This window comes from Klebsiella sp. Q11 (assembly GCF_964241505.1).
Lineage (GTDB): Bacteria > Pseudomonadota > Gammaproteobacteria > Enterobacterales > Enterobacteriaceae > Klebsiella > Klebsiella michiganensis.
This window is the reverse complement of the sequence record NZ_CAXSXW010000003.1, coordinates 238,623-253,094: the sequence shown is the minus strand read 5'-3', so window position 1 is coordinate 253,094 and position 14,472 is coordinate 238,623. Positions and strand designations below refer to the sequence as shown.

The following is a 14,472-nucleotide window of genomic DNA, read 5'->3' as shown; positions in this document are numbered from 1 at the left end:
CTAATCAGACAGCTCACACAAGGGGGCTAAAAAATGATAAAGCTCGCGCGTGGACCAACGTTTATCGTTCCAGCGGCGAACAGGCACCAGCGGCATTAATGCGTTACAGACAAGGACCTCGTCGGCTTCGCGTAACGCCTCGGGGCGCATGGTGGCTTCGACAACGCGAAACGGCGATGGTGCCAGCTTAGCGAGAATGTACTGGCGCATAATACCGTTGACCCCCGCCTGATCGAGGCGCGGGGTAAAGACGTCGGATCCTTTACGCCAGAATAAGTTCGCGGCACAGCATTCCGTAAGCCACCCGTCGCTGTCAAGGACCAGCGCTTCATCGGCGTCCGTCTGCTCAAGATGAGAACGAATCAGCACCTGCTCCAGCCGATTCAGGTGTTTGAGGCCGGCGAGCGAGGGATTGCGTCCCAGCCTGACAGGGCTCAACGTCACGGAGATCCCCTCCTCGCGCCAGCGAAGATAGTGCTCCGGCCAGGGCGATACGCTGAGGATTCTCACGGGATTCACGCAGCCGGCAGCGCTGTATCCGCGCCCCCCCGCCCCGCGCGTGATGATGACCTTCAGCACGCCATCCTGATGGGGCTGTGCCAGATGCGCCATCTCCTGCGCTAATAGCGCCCAGTCGTCGTAGGGGATAAAGAGCTGTTCACAGGCCTTCTGCAGGCGGGCCAGATGGGCTGACAGCAGCTGAACCCGGCCTCTGACGATGCGCGCCGTGGTAAAGCAGCCATCGCCGAACTGAACGCTGCGATCGTTCACCGCAAGCGTTTCACTTTCAGCGCCATTTATCAAATACATAAAAGTCTCCTTATCGCTGGCCGGTTAGTTTCGCAGGAGGAGATACATTGAACAAGCGGAGAAAACTGAATAAAAAAAGGCCCGACAAGCGGGCCAGTTTTTCGATGAGCATTGACGTCAGCAAAGACGTGGCGTCAGGCGCGCATCACACCCTTTTAAAGATTAGCGAGCCGTTAGTGCCGCCGAAGCCGAAGGAGTTACACAGGGTATACTCCAGATCGCTAACCTGACGCGCTTCGTGCGGAACGAAGTCCAGATCGCAACCGTCATCCGGGTTATCCAGGTTGATGGTTGGCGGAACCGCCCGATCGCGCAGCGCGAGGATGGAGTAGATAGACTCTACTGCGCCCGCGGCGCCCAGCAGGTGGCCGGTCATTGACTTAGTCGAGCTGACCATGACGCGGCTGGCAGCGTCACCGAAGACAGATTTCACCGCCTGCGCTTCTGCTTTATCGCCTGCCGGCGTAGAGGTGCCGTGGGCGTTGACGTAGCCAATCTGGCTAGCTTCAATGCCAGCATCACGAATGGCGTTCACCATCGCCAGCGCGGCTCCAGCACCATCTTCCGGTGGCGAAGTCATATGGTAGGCATCGCTGCTCATACCAAAGCCGACGATTTCCGCATAGATTTTCGCGCCGCGTTTTTTCGCGTGCTCATACTCTTCCAGCACGACCATGCCGGCGCCGTCGCCGAGCACGAAACCGTCACGCTCTTTATCCCATGGACGGCTTGCCGCCTGCGGGTTGTCATTGCGCGTGGACAGCGCGCGCGCTGCACCAAAGCCGCCTACGCCCAGCGGGGTACTGGCTTTTTCCGCACCACCGGCGACCATTGCGTCAGCATCGCCATAGGCGATAACGCGCGCGGCGTGACCAATGTTGTGTACGCCAGACGTGCAGGCGGTTGCGATGGAAATGCTTGGTCCACGCAGACCAAACATGATGGTCAGATGCCCGGCCACCATGTTAACGATTGTGGAAGGAACAAAGAACGGGCTGATCTTACGCGGTCCGCCTTTTACCAGCGAACTGTGGTTTTCTTCGATCAGGCCAAGCCCGCCAATACCGGAACCAATAGCGGCACCGATGCGGGTAGCATTCTCTTCCGTCACTTCAAGGCCAGAATCCTGCATGGCCTGAATGCCAGCGACAATTCCATATTGAATGAAGGCGTCCATCTTGCGCTGTTCTTTGCGCGAGATGAAGTCATCACAGTTAAAATCCTTTACTAAGCCAGCAAATTTCGTTGCATAGGCGCTAGTATCGAAATGGTCGATCAGGCTGATGCCACTCTGACCGGCAAGGAGAGCTTTCCAGGTAGACTCTACGGTATTGCCGACAGGAGACAACATGCCCAGTCCGGTCACAACTACACGACGCTTAGACACGGTTGTCCTCCAGGGAGGGAAAATAGATTCTTGTGGGACAAAATATAGATAAAACTCAGGCGGTCGAATGACCGCCTGGAGATGTTCACTTACGCCTGGTGGCCGTTGATGTAATCAATGGCAGCCTGAACAGTAGTGATTTTCTCAGCTTCTTCGTCCGGAATCTCAGTATCAAACTCTTCTTCCAGAGCCATTACCAGCTCAACGGTGTCAAGAGAATCAGCGCCCAGGTCTTCAACGAAGGAAGCATTGTTGGTAACTTCTTCCTGCTTAACGCCCAGCTGTTCGCCGATAATTTTCTTAACGCGTTCTTCGATAGTGCTCATACTCTTAAATTTCCTATCAAAACTCGCTTTCGCGATGGTTTTCGTAGTGTATAAAATGTTGAAAAATTTGCAACTAAATCCCGGCAGGTCTTACCACGATTTTACGCTATTTTGCGGCTGTTTGCCCTCATAACGCAAATCATTTTGTACAAAACATTACGGTGAACCGCACAGACTGCGCGGTTCCTGAGCGTTTTGCACAAATCTCGGTCAGACCATATACATTCCGCCGTTGACGTGCAGAGTTTCACCGGTGATGTAACTCGCTTCGTCAGAGGCTAAAAATGCCACCGCGCTGGCGATTTCATTTGGAGAGCCTAAGCGCCCCGCAGGAACTGCCGCCAGCGTACCCGCACGCTGCTCATCGGTCAGCGCACGCGTCATGTCCGTTTCAATAAAGCCCGGAGCAACAACGTTTACAGTAATACCGCGGGACGCAACTTCGCGAGCCAGTGATTTACTGAAGCCAATCAGACCCGCTTTCGCCGCAGCGTAGTTGGCCTGACCCGCATTTCCCATGGTACCAACCACAGAACCGATAGTGATAATACGTCCATGACGCTTTTTCATCATAGCGCGCATTACCGCTTTTGACAGACGGAAAACAGATGACAGGTTGGTTTCGATAATATCGTTCCACTCATCATCTTTCATGCGCATTAACAGGTTATCACGAGTAATCCCGGCATTGTTCACCAGGATATCAACTTCACCAAATTCTGCGCGAATATTTCCCAGAACAGATTCGATAGATGCAGGATCGGTCACATTCAGCAGCAGACCTTTACCGTTAGCACCTAAATAATCGCTGATCGCCTGCGCGCCGCTCTCGCTGGTCGCAGTACCGATAACTTTCGCGCCACGGGCAACGAGCGTTTCAGCGATTGCGCGGCCAATCCCGCGACTTGCACCGGTAACCAGCGCGATTTTTCCTTCAAAACTCATGGTTTTCCTCTTTTATTGCTCAAGCGCCGCAGACATCGCCGCCGGCTCGTTAAGCGCGGAAGCGGTCAGGGTGTCAACAATACGTTTAGTCAGACCGGTGAGGACTTTACCCGGACCAACTTCATACAGATGCTCTACGCCCTGTGATGCCATAAACTCAACGGTTTTGGTCCACTGAACCGGACTATACAGCTGGCGAACCAGGGCATCACGGATAGCATCAGGCGCCGTTTCACTTTTCACGTCGACGTTGTTTACCACCGCAATCGTCGGCGCGTTAAAGGTGATTTTCTGCAGCTCAATCGCCAGTTTTTCCGCCGCCGGCTTCATCAGCGCGCAGTGGGACGGTACGCTGACCGGCAGCGGCAGGGCACGTTTCGCACCCGCAGCCTTACAGGCGGCTCCCGCGCGCTCGACGGCCTCTTTGTTACCCGCAATAACCACCTGTCCTGGCGAGTTAAAGTTTACCGGAGAAACCACCTGCCCTTCAGCAGATTCTTCGCAGGCTTTGGCAATCGCAGCGTCGTCAAGCCCGATGATCGCGGACATCGCACCGGTACCTTCCGGTACCGCTTCCTGCATAAACCTGCCGCGCATCTCAACCAGGCGGACGGCATCAGCAAAATCAATAACGCCTGCGCATACCAGCGCAGAGTATTCGCCGAGGCTGTGGCCCGCCAGCAAAGCGGGCGCTTTACCGCCCTGCTGCTGCCAGACGCGATACAGCGCTACGGAGGCGGTCAGCAGAGCCGGCTGCGTCTGCCAGGTTTTGTTCAACTCTTCCGCCGGGCCCTGCTGTGCAAGCGCCCACAGATCGTAACCCAACGCCGCAGAGGCTTCACGGAACGTCTCTTCAATGACCGGGTAAGCGGCCGCCATGTCTGACAGCATCCCGACACTCTGAGAGCCCTGTCCCGGGAACACAAAAGCAAATTGCGTCATGTTTAAATCCTTATCCTAAAAACGAACCAGCGCGGAACCCCAGGTGAAACCACCACCGAAGGCTTCCAGCAGAATAAGCTGACCACGTTGAATGCGGCCATCGCGAACGGCTTCATCCAGCGCACAGGGAACAGATGCCGCCGACGTATTGCCGTGTCTGTCGAGCGTGACGACCACGTTGTCCATCGACATGCCCAGCTTCTTCGCCGTGGCGCTGATAATACGCAGGTTGGCCTGATGCGGCACCAGCCAGTCAAGCGCAGAGCGCTCGAGGTTGTTCGCAGCTAAAGTCTCATCCACGATGTGCGCCAGCTCGGTTACCGCCACCTTAAAGACTTCATTACCCGCCATCGTCAGATAGATGGGGTTTTCCGGTTCGACGCGATCGGCGTTCGGCAGCGTCAGCAGCTCACCGTAGCTGCCATCCGCGTGCAGATGGGTGGAGATGATGCCCGGCTCTTCAGAAGCGCCCAGCACCACGGCACCGGCGCCATCGCCAAAAATAATAATGGTTCCGCGATCGGCAGGATCGCAGGTGCGCGCCAGCACGTCAGCGCCGATCACCAGCGCGTAATCCACCGCACCGTTTTTCACGTATTGATCGGCAACGCTGAGCGCGTAGGTGAACCCCGCGCAGGCCGCAGCGACGTCAAACGCCGGGCAGCCTTTAATACCCAACATTGATTGAATCTGGCAAGCCGAGCTAGGAAACGCATGGGTACCGGAGGTGGTCGCAACAATAATCAGACCAATTTGCTCCGGCTTGACGCCCGCCATGTCCAGCGCATTCTTAGCGGCTTCAAGGCCCATCGTAGCAACTGTTTCATTCGGTGCGGCAATACGACGCTCGCGGATACCGGTACGAGTAACAATCCACTCGTCAGACGTATCGACCATATTTTCCAGTTCAGCGTTCGTACGCACGTGCTCAGGCAGATAGCTGCCGGTACCAATAATCTTCGTATACATGTACGCTCAGTCACTCTTGGGTAATATACCGGGTTAACTCAAACTGCGAGGCGTCAGTCGTTGCCGGTCATCCGGGTTTGAGGCCTGGAATTTCCGCTTCTGCCGCCTTCAGGCAATTCGAAACCTGCAGGGTATAAAGATTCCAGGCGAGCGGCAATTCGCTGAGGAACCTGCCGCTGCACAGCCTGCACTGCCTGCTCTATCGCGACGCAAAAAGCGCGCTGATTGGCAGCCCCATGACTTTTAATCACGGAACCGCGTAATCCTAACAGACAGGCACCATTATACTGGTCGGGGTTGAGGTGACTGAATCGCCTCGACAGGCTTTTTTGTAACCAACGCTTTAATAAAAGCAGCCACCACGACCTTTTTTTCCCCTCTCCCTGTGATTTCAACAGTGAAAGGAACATTCTGACAACACCTTCCATCGTTTTTAATGTGACGTTGCCCGTGAATCCATCACAAACCAAAACATCCGTCTTGCCCGTCAACAATTCGTTGGCTTCCAGATACCCAATATAGTTGAGGGTTGGCAGAGTCTTCAAAACCGCCGCCGCGTCGCGAATGCTGCTGAGACCTTTCATCTCTTCTTCGCCGATATTCAGAAGCGCAACGCGGGGATCCTTAATACCGATCGCTTCTTCGGCAAGAACCGCCCCCATGATGGCAAACTGCACCAGCATTGTGCTATCGCAATCCACGTTAGCGCCTAAATCCAGCACCACCGTTTTGCCCTTCAGCTGATGCGGCAACATAGTAACCAGCGCAGGGCGCTCGATCCCCTCAATGGGCTTAAGCAGCAGCTTCGCCAGCCCCATCAGTGCTCCGGTATTACCCGCACTGACGCAGGCCTCCGCCCGCCCTTCTTTCACTAACTCAAGCGCAATGCGCATTGAGCTACCGCGACTGGCGCGAATCGCTTGCGCGGGTCGAGCATCACTGGCAATAACTGACTGCGCAGGGATAACCTGCAGACGTGAACGTTGTTCAAAATCAGCTTTGGCAAGTAATGGCGCGATAGTGTCGGGATCGCCGACTAAAAGAAGTGTGAGTTGTGAATTAGAGTTCAGTGCCTGCAATGCTGCAGGCACTGTCACGGAAGGGCCAAAATCCCCGCCCATGACATCTAACGCCAGGGTTAGACGTGTCAAGGTATCGTCGCTGCTCGGTTCGGTTATTCCCCAGTTACCCGGGGAGATCCTCACTAAGCTTCATCACGCTTTTACTCTTCGTCTTTCACGCGGCAAGTGCGTTGACTGCGCTCGTTCACACCAGTCACATAGTGAGCTATGCTCCTGGTGCTTCTCTCGCTTGCGTCTTCTTGCAACGCGAAATCCATGGAGTAATGCGTGATTACTTAGCGATAACCTTGCGACCGCGGTAGAAACCGTCGGCAGTGATGTGGTGACGCAGGTGTTTTTCACCAGAAGCTTTGTCTACAGACAGGCTGGTGACTGCGGTCAGCGCGTCATGGGAACGACGCATGCCACGTTTGGAACGGGTTGGTTTATTCTGTTGTACGGCCATGGACCTTACTCCTCAATTACTTATGCTTTAAGCTGGCTAATACGGCAAATGGGTTTGGTTTTTGTGCCTCTTCAGGCAGTTCACCAAAGACCATGTCCGCGTCGGACACTTCACAGTGTTCAGAATCATGCACCGGAACTACGGGCAAGGCGAGGATGATTTCATCTTCAACCAGCGCCAGCAGATCGATTTCACCGAATTCGTTAACCTCAATCGGCTCATACGCTTCCGGCAGTGCTTCGGCCTGTTCGTCATTTCTGACGGGGCTGAAACAATACGTTGTGTGAACATGATGGGGGAACGGTTTCCCGCAACGCTGACATTCGAGGGTTACCGACACCGTCGCATCGCCGCTTAAAACGGCAAGACGCTGGTTATCGATAGCGAACGACATGCTGCATTCCACATCGCTGTCCACGCTGACAACAGAATCAGCGACACGCACAGCCTGATCACGGGTATAGATACCTTGGTAATCTAAGCGTTTTTGAGCCGTGCGAACCGGATCGAGAGTCAGGGGTAATTTTACCTTTTGCATAGGGCGCGCATATTAACTTTGTAACGTCATAGAGTCAAAGAAAAAGGCAGCCTCAGGTTGCCTTTTGCCATTTATTCGCACACATTGCGGCGCATAGTTTAAAATGATGCTCTGCGAAGCGCTATATGTGGATGAAAAAATATGTCTGAACTAATCCTCGCGTCAACCTCGCCGTGGCGGCGAATGCTGCTGGAAAAACTGTCGGTGCCTTTTGAATGCGCTGCGCCGAACGTTGATGAAACCCCGCTGCCCGGCGAACCTGCCCGCCAGCTGGTGATGCGTCTGGCGCAGGCAAAGGCGCAGGCCCTTGCCGCACGCTACCCACAGCACCTCATTATAGGCTCCGATCAGGTTTGTGTCCTGGACGGTGAAATTACCGGCAAACCGCATACGGAAGAAAACGCCCATCGCCAGCTGAGAAAGGCCAGCGGCACCATCGTCACGTTCTATACCGGCCTGGCGCTGTACAATTCCGCCAACGGTCATCTACAAACGGAATGCGAACCTTTCGACGTTCATTTCCGCCGTTTAAGCGACCAGGAAATTGAGAGCTATATCCGCAAGGAAAACCCGCTGCAGTGCGCCGGAAGCTTTAAAAGCGAAGGTTTAGGCATCACGCTATTCGAACGGCTTGAGGGGCGCGATCCCAACGCGCTGGTCGGTTTGCCGCTCATTGCCCTGTGCCAGATGCTGCGCCGGGAAGCGTTGAATCCCCTGCTCACGTAAACATGATAAAGGCCTCCCGATCCCACGCGGTCTCTTCCTGAGGCCGCGTGCCGCCACTTTACAACGCGTTTTACCCGCTGCCCAACGGAGCAGAGCAGGTTTACCCCAACTTAATTAATGCATCGCCTGTCACAGTTTATTTTACCCGCGCCATTAGAATCCATTATGAAACGTTGTTTTATTTTTAAATGGAGCCACTATGCCAACCCGCGCTACGCTTTTGACCCTCACCCTGCTGGCCGCCGCCGGCGTTAATGCCCATGACTGGCAGCGCCAGGGCATCGTAGAGGGCAATCTCCCCGCCTCCTGGCAGCAGTTGAAAGCGCAGATGACCTACCCGGACTCGTGGCTCTCTGGCCACTACCGTGATTTTGAGCAATGGCGACAGCAGGCCCGTACGCTGCTTCGGCAGTCTCTGCTAACCCCGGCGTCGACACTCCCCTTCGCGCCGCAAACGCTGATGAGAGAAAATCGAGGCGCGTATACCGCCGAGAAGCTGGCCTTCAACGTAACCGACGATAACAGGGTTGCCGCGCTGATGTTGACGCCAAATTCCCCCGGCCCTCACCCGGCAATTGTTCTGCTGCACGACCATGGCTCAAAGTTTGATATCGGTAAGGAGAAGCTAATCCGTCCGTGGAACGACGCCGCACGGCTGGCCAGCGCCGAGGCGTGGGCGGATAAATTTTTCAGCGGTCGGTTTATCGGCGATGAACTGGCGCAGCGCGGCTATGTCGTCATCGCCATTGATAGCCCGGGTTGGGGGGACCGAGGGCCGATGGTCTACGTGCAGCAGCAGGCCCTCGCCAGCAACTACTTTAACCTGGGGCGCTCGCTGGCAGGTGAAGTTGCCTATGAAGATCTGCGTACCGTCGATTTCCTCAGCACTTTAAAAACGGTTGATAGTCAACGCATTGGGGTCGTGGGTTTCTCAATGGGCGGTTTTCGCGCCTGGCAGCTGGCCGCCCTGTCTGACAAAGTCGCCGCGACTGCGGTTATCTCCTGGTTTGGAACCTGGAACGGCCTGATGCAGCCTGGCAACAACGTTTTGCGCGGCCAGTCGGCGTTTTATATGCTTCACCCTGGCTTATCCGGACGCCTCGATATTCCCGATATCGCCAGCATTGCCGCGCCAAAACCGATGCTTATTTACAGCGGCGGACAAGATAAGCTCTTCCCGGCGGAAGCCGTTAACGACGCCTTCGCAAAAGTACATAAAGTGTGGGCGTCGCAAAACGCGCAGGATAAGCTGGAAACAAAAACGTGGCCGGAACTTGGCCACGTTTTTAATCAACAACAGCAGGATGAAGTTTTCCCCTGGCTTGCCAGGTGGCTCAAACCCTGAGCCTGAGCGCGGTCATTTCGCGTTACGCAAGACCTGCAGGCAGCGCTTAAGCTGATTATCTAAGGGGGCTTCAATGCGCATAATCTCCCCGCTACCCGGATGGGTAAACTTCAGCGCCGCCGCATGCAGAAACAGCCGGTTAAGGCCGGTGCCCGCCAGCTGCTTATCAAATTCACGGTCGCCGTAGCGGTCGTCAAAAGCAATAGGGTGGCCGGCGTATTGCGTATGCACGCGGATTTGATGCGTACGACCGGTCACCGGGCTGCAGCGCACCAGCGTCGCATGGGTATAACGCTCTTCAACTTTAAAGCGCGTCTCCGACGGTTTCCCCTCCTGGTTAACCCGCACAATGCGCTCACCGCTCTGCAGAATATTTTTCAGCAGCGGCGCCTGCACCACTTTAGTATGCGACTGCCACTGCCCGCGCACCAGCGCCAGGTAATCCTTCTGCATTCCTTTGTCGCGCAGCTGCTCGTGCAGGGAACGCAGCGCGGAGCGCTTTTTGGCGACCAGCAGCACGCCGGAGGTGTCGCGATCCAGGCGATGCACCAACTCCAGGAAACGCGCTTCCGGACGCAGCGCGCGCAGACCTTCAATTACGCCAAAGCTCAATCCGCTGCCGCCGTGTACCGCCGTTCCGGAAGGCTTGTTAAGCACCAGGATATGATCGTCTTCATATAAAATCACATCGGCCAGCGCGGCCACTTTTTGCAGGTGTGGAGAGACCGCCTCTTCTTCTTTCTCAGAGACGCGAACCGGCGGGATGCGCACTTCGTCGCCGGCTTCCAGCTTATATTCCGGCTTCACGCGCTTTTTGTTAACCCGCACCTCGCCTTTACGCAAGATGCGATAAATCATGCTCTTCGGTACGCCCTTCAGCTGCGTACGCAAAAAGTTGTCGATACGTTGCCCGGCTTCATCATCAGCAATGGCAACCATTTTTACGCTTGGGATCTCAGTTTTCATGGTGCGCGATTCTAAATAGCCCGACGCATTAGCGCCACTCATTTTTATATGCTTATATTTATCATCATCCGGATTTCACAGTACGCTTCATCATCGTTTTGTTTGTTATTAGAACAATCTGTATACGCGGGTGAAAAAACTGTGAGTAACCGGGTGATAAAAGGTGAAAGTCAACTTGCTATAACGAGCTTAGCAATGGAATAATGATGCAGTATTCCGTGCTGAAACTTGTTAGAACAAGAAATTAGCGGAATGACCAATTTTGTCTGACCGATCATCAACGCAGCAATGGCGTAAGACGTATTGATCTTTCAGACAGTTAGCGGGCTGCGGGTTGCAGTCCTTACCGGTACAGGCTCTATGGATTTCACGTCGCAGGAAGGCGTTCACACTGGGATATCCCGGCGCTCATCTGGATCAAATGATTAAGATGAGCAGGTTAAGCCGCCACGCCTGCTGCATGAAAAACGATGGGTATAAATGGAATCTTCTCTGGTGATACATCCCAGGCAGTTCCCCTGATAAGTGCGCTGTGTTTCCGTTTGAAATACAGGCGACCGACACTCTGCGCCTCTTAAGCGCGCGACAGCCGTGAGGTTGGCGACGTGAAACAGACACGAGGCCATCGGTTTTCCCCGGTAAGGCGTTACTCTGCCCGTAGCTTAGTCGTCAATGTAAGAATAATGAGTAAGTTACGATGAAAAGAATGTTAATCAACGCAACTCAGCAGGAAGAGTTGCGCGTCGCCCTTGTTGATGGGCAGCGCCTGTACGACCTGGATATCGAAAGCCCCGGGCACGAACAGAAAAAAGCGAACATCTACAAAGGCAAAATCACTCGTATTGAACCTAGCCTCGAAGCCGCATTTGTTGATTATGGTGCCGAGCGTCATGGTTTCCTCCCTCTCAAAGAAATTGCCCGCGAATACTTCCCTGCCAACTACAATTCTCACGGTCGTCCAAACATCAAGGACGTGCTGCGTGAAGGCCAGGAAGTGATTGTCCAGATCGATAAAGAAGAGCGTGGCAATAAAGGCGCCGCGCTGACCACCTTTATCAGCCTGGCGGGTAGCTATCTGGTGCTGATGCCGAATAACCCACGCGCTGGCGGTATTTCACGCCGCATCGAGGGTGACGATCGCACCGAACTCAAAGAAGCGCTGGCCAGCCTTGAGCTGCCGGACGGCATGGGACTTATCGTTCGCACCGCTGGCGTCGGCAAATCCGCCGAAGCGCTGCAGTGGGACTTAAGCTTCCGCCTGAAGCACTGGGAAGCCATCCAGAAAGCCGCAGACAGCCGCCCTGCTCCGTTCCTGATCCATCAGGAAAGCAACGTCATCGTGCGCGCTTTCCGCGACTATCTGCGTCAGGATATCGGCGAAATCCTTATCGATAACCCGAAGGTGCTTGAGCTGGCTCGCCAGCACATTGCGGCGCTGGGTCGTCCGGATTTCAGCAGCAAAATCAAACTGTACACCGGGGAAATCCCGCTGTTCAGCCACTATCAAATCGAATCGCAGATTGAGTCCGCTTTCCAGCGTGAAGTGCGTCTGCCTTCCGGCGGTTCTATCGTTATCGACAGCACCGAAGCGCTGACCGCTATCGATATCAACTCCGCACGCGCCACCCGCGGCGGCGACATCGAAGAAACGGCGTTTAATACCAACCTTGAAGCAGCCGATGAAATCGCTCGTCAGCTGCGTCTGCGCGACCTTGGCGGCCTGATCGTTATCGACTTCATCGATATGACCCCGGTTCGCCACCAGCGTGCGGTAGAAAACCGCCTGCGCGAAGCCGTCCGTCAGGACAGAGCGCGCATCCAGATCAGCCATATTTCCCGCTTTGGACTGCTGGAGATGTCGCGTCAGCGCCTGAGCCCGTCGCTCGGGGAGTCCAGCCATCACGTCTGCCCGCGCTGTAGCGGAACGGGTACCGTGCGCGATAACGAATCGCTGTCGCTTTCTATTCTGCGTTTGATCGAAGAAGAAGCGCTGAAAGAGAACACCAAAGAAGTTCACGCTATCGTACCGGTGCCGATTGCCTCTTACCTGCTGAACGAAAAACGTGCCGCGGTAAGCGCGATTGAAACCCGTCAGGCCGATGTGCGCGTTATTATCGTGCCAAACGACCAGATGGAAACGCCGCACTACTCTGTTCTGCGCGTGCGTAAGGGCGAAGAGACCTCCACGCTGAGCTATCTGCTGCCGAAACTGCACGAAGAAGAGATGGCCATGCCTTCTGATGAAGAGCCGGCCGAGCGTAAACTCCCGGAACAACCGGCGCTGGCTGCTTTTGTCATGCCTGACGCGCCTCCGGCTCCGGCCCAGGAAGAGCCAGCCAGAGCCGCGGCTACCGTTGCGCCTGCCGCATCCGCACCGAAAGCGGCAGCGCCGGCGCAGCCTGGCCTGGTTGCCCGCTTCTTCAGCGCGCTGAAAAATATGTTCTCCAGCGAGGAAGAGACTAAACCGGCAGAAGTTCAGGTTGAGAAAAAAGCGGAAGAGAAATCCGAGCGTCAGCAGGAGCGTCGTAAACCGCGCTCCAACAACCGCCGCGATCGCAATGACCGCCGCGACAACCGGGATAATCGCGATAGCCGCGAGAACCGCGATAGTCGTGCCGAGAACAGCGAAGGTCGCGAGTCTCGTGAAGAAAACCGCCGCAACCGTCGTGAGAAGCAGCAGCAGAACGCTGAGCCGCGCGAAATCCGCCAGACAACGGTCGAAGATAGCGAAAAAGGCAAAGCGCGCGACGAGCAGCCGCCGCGCCGCGAACGTAATCGCCGTCGTAACGATGATAAACGTCAGGTTCAGCAGGAAGCCAAAGCGCAAACCCGCGAAGAGCCGGTTGTTCAGGAGAGCGAGCAGGAAGAGCGCGTGCAGACGATGCCGCGTCGTAAACCTCGCCAGCTGGCGCAGAAGGTGCGTATTGAATCTGCTGCCGCTGAACAGGTTGTCGAGCCGGTAGCCGCGCCTCAGGTCGCCGAAGCGCCGGTCGTCCAGCCGGAAGCCGCAGCGCCGCGCACTGAACTGGCGAAAGTCGACCTGCCGGCGGTTGTTGAAACCACTGCGGAACATGATGAGAACGGTGAAGCTCGCGAATCCAACGGTATGCCGCGTCGTTCACGTCGTTCCCCTCGTCACCTGCGCGTCAGCGGCCAGCGCCGTCGTCGCTACCGTGATGAGCGTTACCCGACGCAATCCCCGATGCCGCTGACCGTAGCCTGCGCATCGCCGGAAATGGCGTCTGGTAAAGTGTGGATCCGCTACCCGGTCGTTCGCCCTCAGGACCAGCAGCAGGAAGACGTGCAGGTTCAGGAGTTCTCAACCACTGCGGCTGAGCCCGTCGTCGCGCCAGTGGCTGCCGCTGAGCCGGTTGTCTCTGACGTCATTGCCCCGGCTGTCGCCGCAGAAAGCGCAGTCGAGCCAGTGGCCACTACCGAGCCTGTGGCGGTGATTAACGAACCTGAAGTTCCGGTCGTAGAAACCACGCATCCGGAGGCTATCGCCGCCCCGGTTGATGAACAGCCGCAGCTGATTGCCGAAGCCGATGAAGCCGTGGCCGAAGAAGTTGTCGCAGAAGCCGTTGACGTCGTTGCGCAAGAGGCTGTCGAACCGGAAGCTGCGGCCGCTGAATCTGTTGCGGTTGAAGAAACGGCGGTGGTTGTTGAGGAAGCGCCTGTTGTTTCCGAACCGGTGGTTGAACCTGCACCAGCGGTGGAGCCGGTCGTTGCGACTCAACCTGTTGTCACGGCTGCGCCGGTAGTTAAGGTCGCCAATCGTCACGCCACGGCGCCGATGACCCGCGCCCCAGCGCCAGACTACGTACCTGAAGCGCCTCGTCAAAGCGAGTGGGTTCGCCCGAACTTTGATTTTGACGGTAAAGGTTCTGCTGGCGGCCATAGCGCCACGCACAAAGCCGCTGCCGGACCTACCCGTCCGCAGCCCGTAGAGTAACGTCACCTCGACAAGACCGGCCCCCGCGGCCGGTCTTTT

At 55.9% G+C, this 14,472-nt stretch carries 13 protein-coding genes; 3 read left to right on the top strand and 10 right to left on the bottom strand.

All coding sequences use genetic code 11. The features are described from left to right. The 9 genes from pabC to yceD all read right to left on the bottom strand — a co-directional run bounded on the left by pabC (position 1) and on the right by yceD (position 7,444). The gene (gene pabC, locus ACESQ2_RS05920; protein ID WP_025106910.1) at positions 1–810 is read right to left on the bottom strand and encodes an aminodeoxychorismate lyase; all 810 of its coding nucleotides are present in this window, start codon (positions 808–810) and stop codon (positions 1–3) included. A 145-nt stretch (positions 811–955) separates the two neighbouring features. Continuing rightward, positions 956–2,197: a beta-ketoacyl-ACP synthase II gene (gene fabF, locus ACESQ2_RS05915; RefSeq protein ID WP_004849908.1), complete on the bottom strand. Its 1,242-nt coding sequence runs from the start codon at positions 2,195–2,197 to the stop codon at positions 956–958. 89 nt (positions 2,198–2,286) lie between these two features. Then, on the bottom strand, positions 2,287–2,523 hold the full coding sequence (acpP, locus tag ACESQ2_RS05910; protein ID WP_000103754.1) for an acyl carrier protein: 237 nt from the start codon (positions 2,521–2,523) through the stop codon (positions 2,287–2,289). Positions 2,524–2,733: 210 nt separating this feature from the next. Then, complete coding sequence (fabG, locus tag ACESQ2_RS05905; RefSeq protein ID WP_004131399.1) at positions 2,734–3,468, bottom strand: 3-oxoacyl-ACP reductase FabG; 735 nt, start codon at positions 3,466–3,468, stop codon at positions 2,734–2,736. Between the two features lie 12 nt (positions 3,469–3,480). Further along, positions 3,481–4,410, bottom strand: a complete 930-nt coding sequence (gene fabD / locus ACESQ2_RS05900; RefSeq protein WP_046876508.1) for an ACP S-malonyltransferase — start codon at positions 4,408–4,410, stop codon at positions 3,481–3,483. A gap of 15 nt (positions 4,411–4,425) precedes the next feature. Continuing rightward, entirely contained in the window at positions 4,426–5,379 is a 954-nt protein-coding gene (locus ACESQ2_RS05895) for a beta-ketoacyl-ACP synthase III (RefSeq protein WP_004131395.1), read from the bottom strand. A gap of 53 nt (positions 5,380–5,432) precedes the next feature. Then, positions 5,433–6,530, bottom strand: coding sequence for a phosphate acyltransferase PlsX (gene plsX / locus ACESQ2_RS05890; RefSeq protein ID WP_071846169.1), 1,098 nt, complete (start codon positions 6,528–6,530; stop codon positions 5,433–5,435). 202 nt (positions 6,531–6,732) lie between these two features. Next, positions 6,733–6,906, bottom strand: a complete 174-nt coding sequence (rpmF, locus tag ACESQ2_RS05885) for a 50S ribosomal protein L32 (RefSeq protein ID WP_004101077.1) — start codon at positions 6,904–6,906, stop codon at positions 6,733–6,735. Positions 6,907–6,922: 16 nt separating this feature from the next. Further along, positions 6,923–7,444: a 23S rRNA accumulation protein YceD gene (gene yceD / locus ACESQ2_RS05880; RefSeq protein ID WP_004849895.1), complete on the bottom strand. Its 522-nt coding sequence runs from the start codon at positions 7,442–7,444 to the stop codon at positions 6,923–6,925. 141 nt (positions 7,445–7,585) lie between these two features. Between yceD and ACESQ2_RS05875 the strand changes: the two genes are divergently transcribed. Then, complete coding sequence (locus ACESQ2_RS05875; protein ID WP_004849894.1) at positions 7,586–8,170, top strand: nucleoside triphosphate pyrophosphatase; 585 nt, start codon at positions 7,586–7,588, stop codon at positions 8,168–8,170. Between the two features lie 199 nt (positions 8,171–8,369). After that, the gene (locus ACESQ2_RS05870) at positions 8,370–9,515 is read left to right on the top strand and encodes a dienelactone hydrolase family protein (protein WP_373170232.1); all 1,146 of its coding nucleotides are present in this window, start codon (positions 8,370–8,372) and stop codon (positions 9,513–9,515) included. 12 nt (positions 9,516–9,527) lie between these two features. On the opposite strand, the gene rluC is transcribed toward ACESQ2_RS05870, so the two are convergent. After that, positions 9,528–10,481: a 23S rRNA pseudouridine(955/2504/2580) synthase RluC gene (rluC, locus tag ACESQ2_RS05865; RefSeq protein WP_014228836.1), complete on the bottom strand. Its 954-nt coding sequence runs from the start codon at positions 10,479–10,481 to the stop codon at positions 9,528–9,530. A gap of 697 nt (positions 10,482–11,178) precedes the next feature. Between rluC and rne the strand changes: the two genes are divergently transcribed. Beyond that, positions 11,179–14,433: a ribonuclease E gene (gene rne / locus ACESQ2_RS05860; protein ID WP_373170231.1), complete on the top strand. Its 3,255-nt coding sequence runs from the start codon at positions 11,179–11,181 to the stop codon at positions 14,431–14,433. Positions 14,434–14,472 lie beyond the last annotated feature (39 nt).

Coding starts and splice junctions, on each gene's coding strand:
- ACESQ2_RS05895 (WP_004131395.1), bottom strand. CDS start 5,379: ATGTATACGAAGATTATTGGTACCGGCAGCTATCTGCCTGAGCACGTG.
- acpP (WP_000103754.1), bottom strand. CDS start 2,523: ATGAGCACTATCGAAGAACGCGTTAAGAAAATTATCGGCGAACAGCTG.
- fabD (WP_046876508.1), bottom strand. CDS start 4,410: ATGACGCAATTTGCTTTTGTGTTCCCGGGACAGGGCTCTCAGAGTGTC.
- ACESQ2_RS05875 (WP_004849894.1), top strand. CDS start 7,586: ATGTCTGAACTAATCCTCGCGTCAACCTCGCCGTGGCGGCGAATGCTG.
- rluC (WP_014228836.1), bottom strand. CDS start 10,481: ATGAAAACTGAGATCCCAAGCGTAAAAATGGTTGCCATTGCTGATGAT.
- ACESQ2_RS05870 (WP_373170232.1), top strand. CDS start 8,370: ATGCCAACCCGCGCTACGCTTTTGACCCTCACCCTGCTGGCCGCCGCC.
- rpmF (WP_004101077.1), bottom strand. CDS start 6,906: ATGGCCGTACAACAGAATAAACCAACCCGTTCCAAACGTGGCATGCGT.
- rne (WP_373170231.1), top strand. CDS start 11,179: ATGAAAAGAATGTTAATCAACGCAACTCAGCAGGAAGAGTTGCGCGTC.
- yceD (WP_004849895.1), bottom strand. CDS start 7,444: ATGCAAAAGGTAAAATTACCCCTGACTCTCGATCCGGTTCGCACGGCT.
- pabC (WP_025106910.1), bottom strand. CDS start 810: ATGTATTTGATAAATGGCGCTGAAAGTGAAACGCTTGCGGTGAACGAT.
- fabG (WP_004131399.1), bottom strand. CDS start 3,468: ATGAGTTTTGAAGGAAAAATCGCGCTGGTTACCGGTGCAAGTCGCGGG.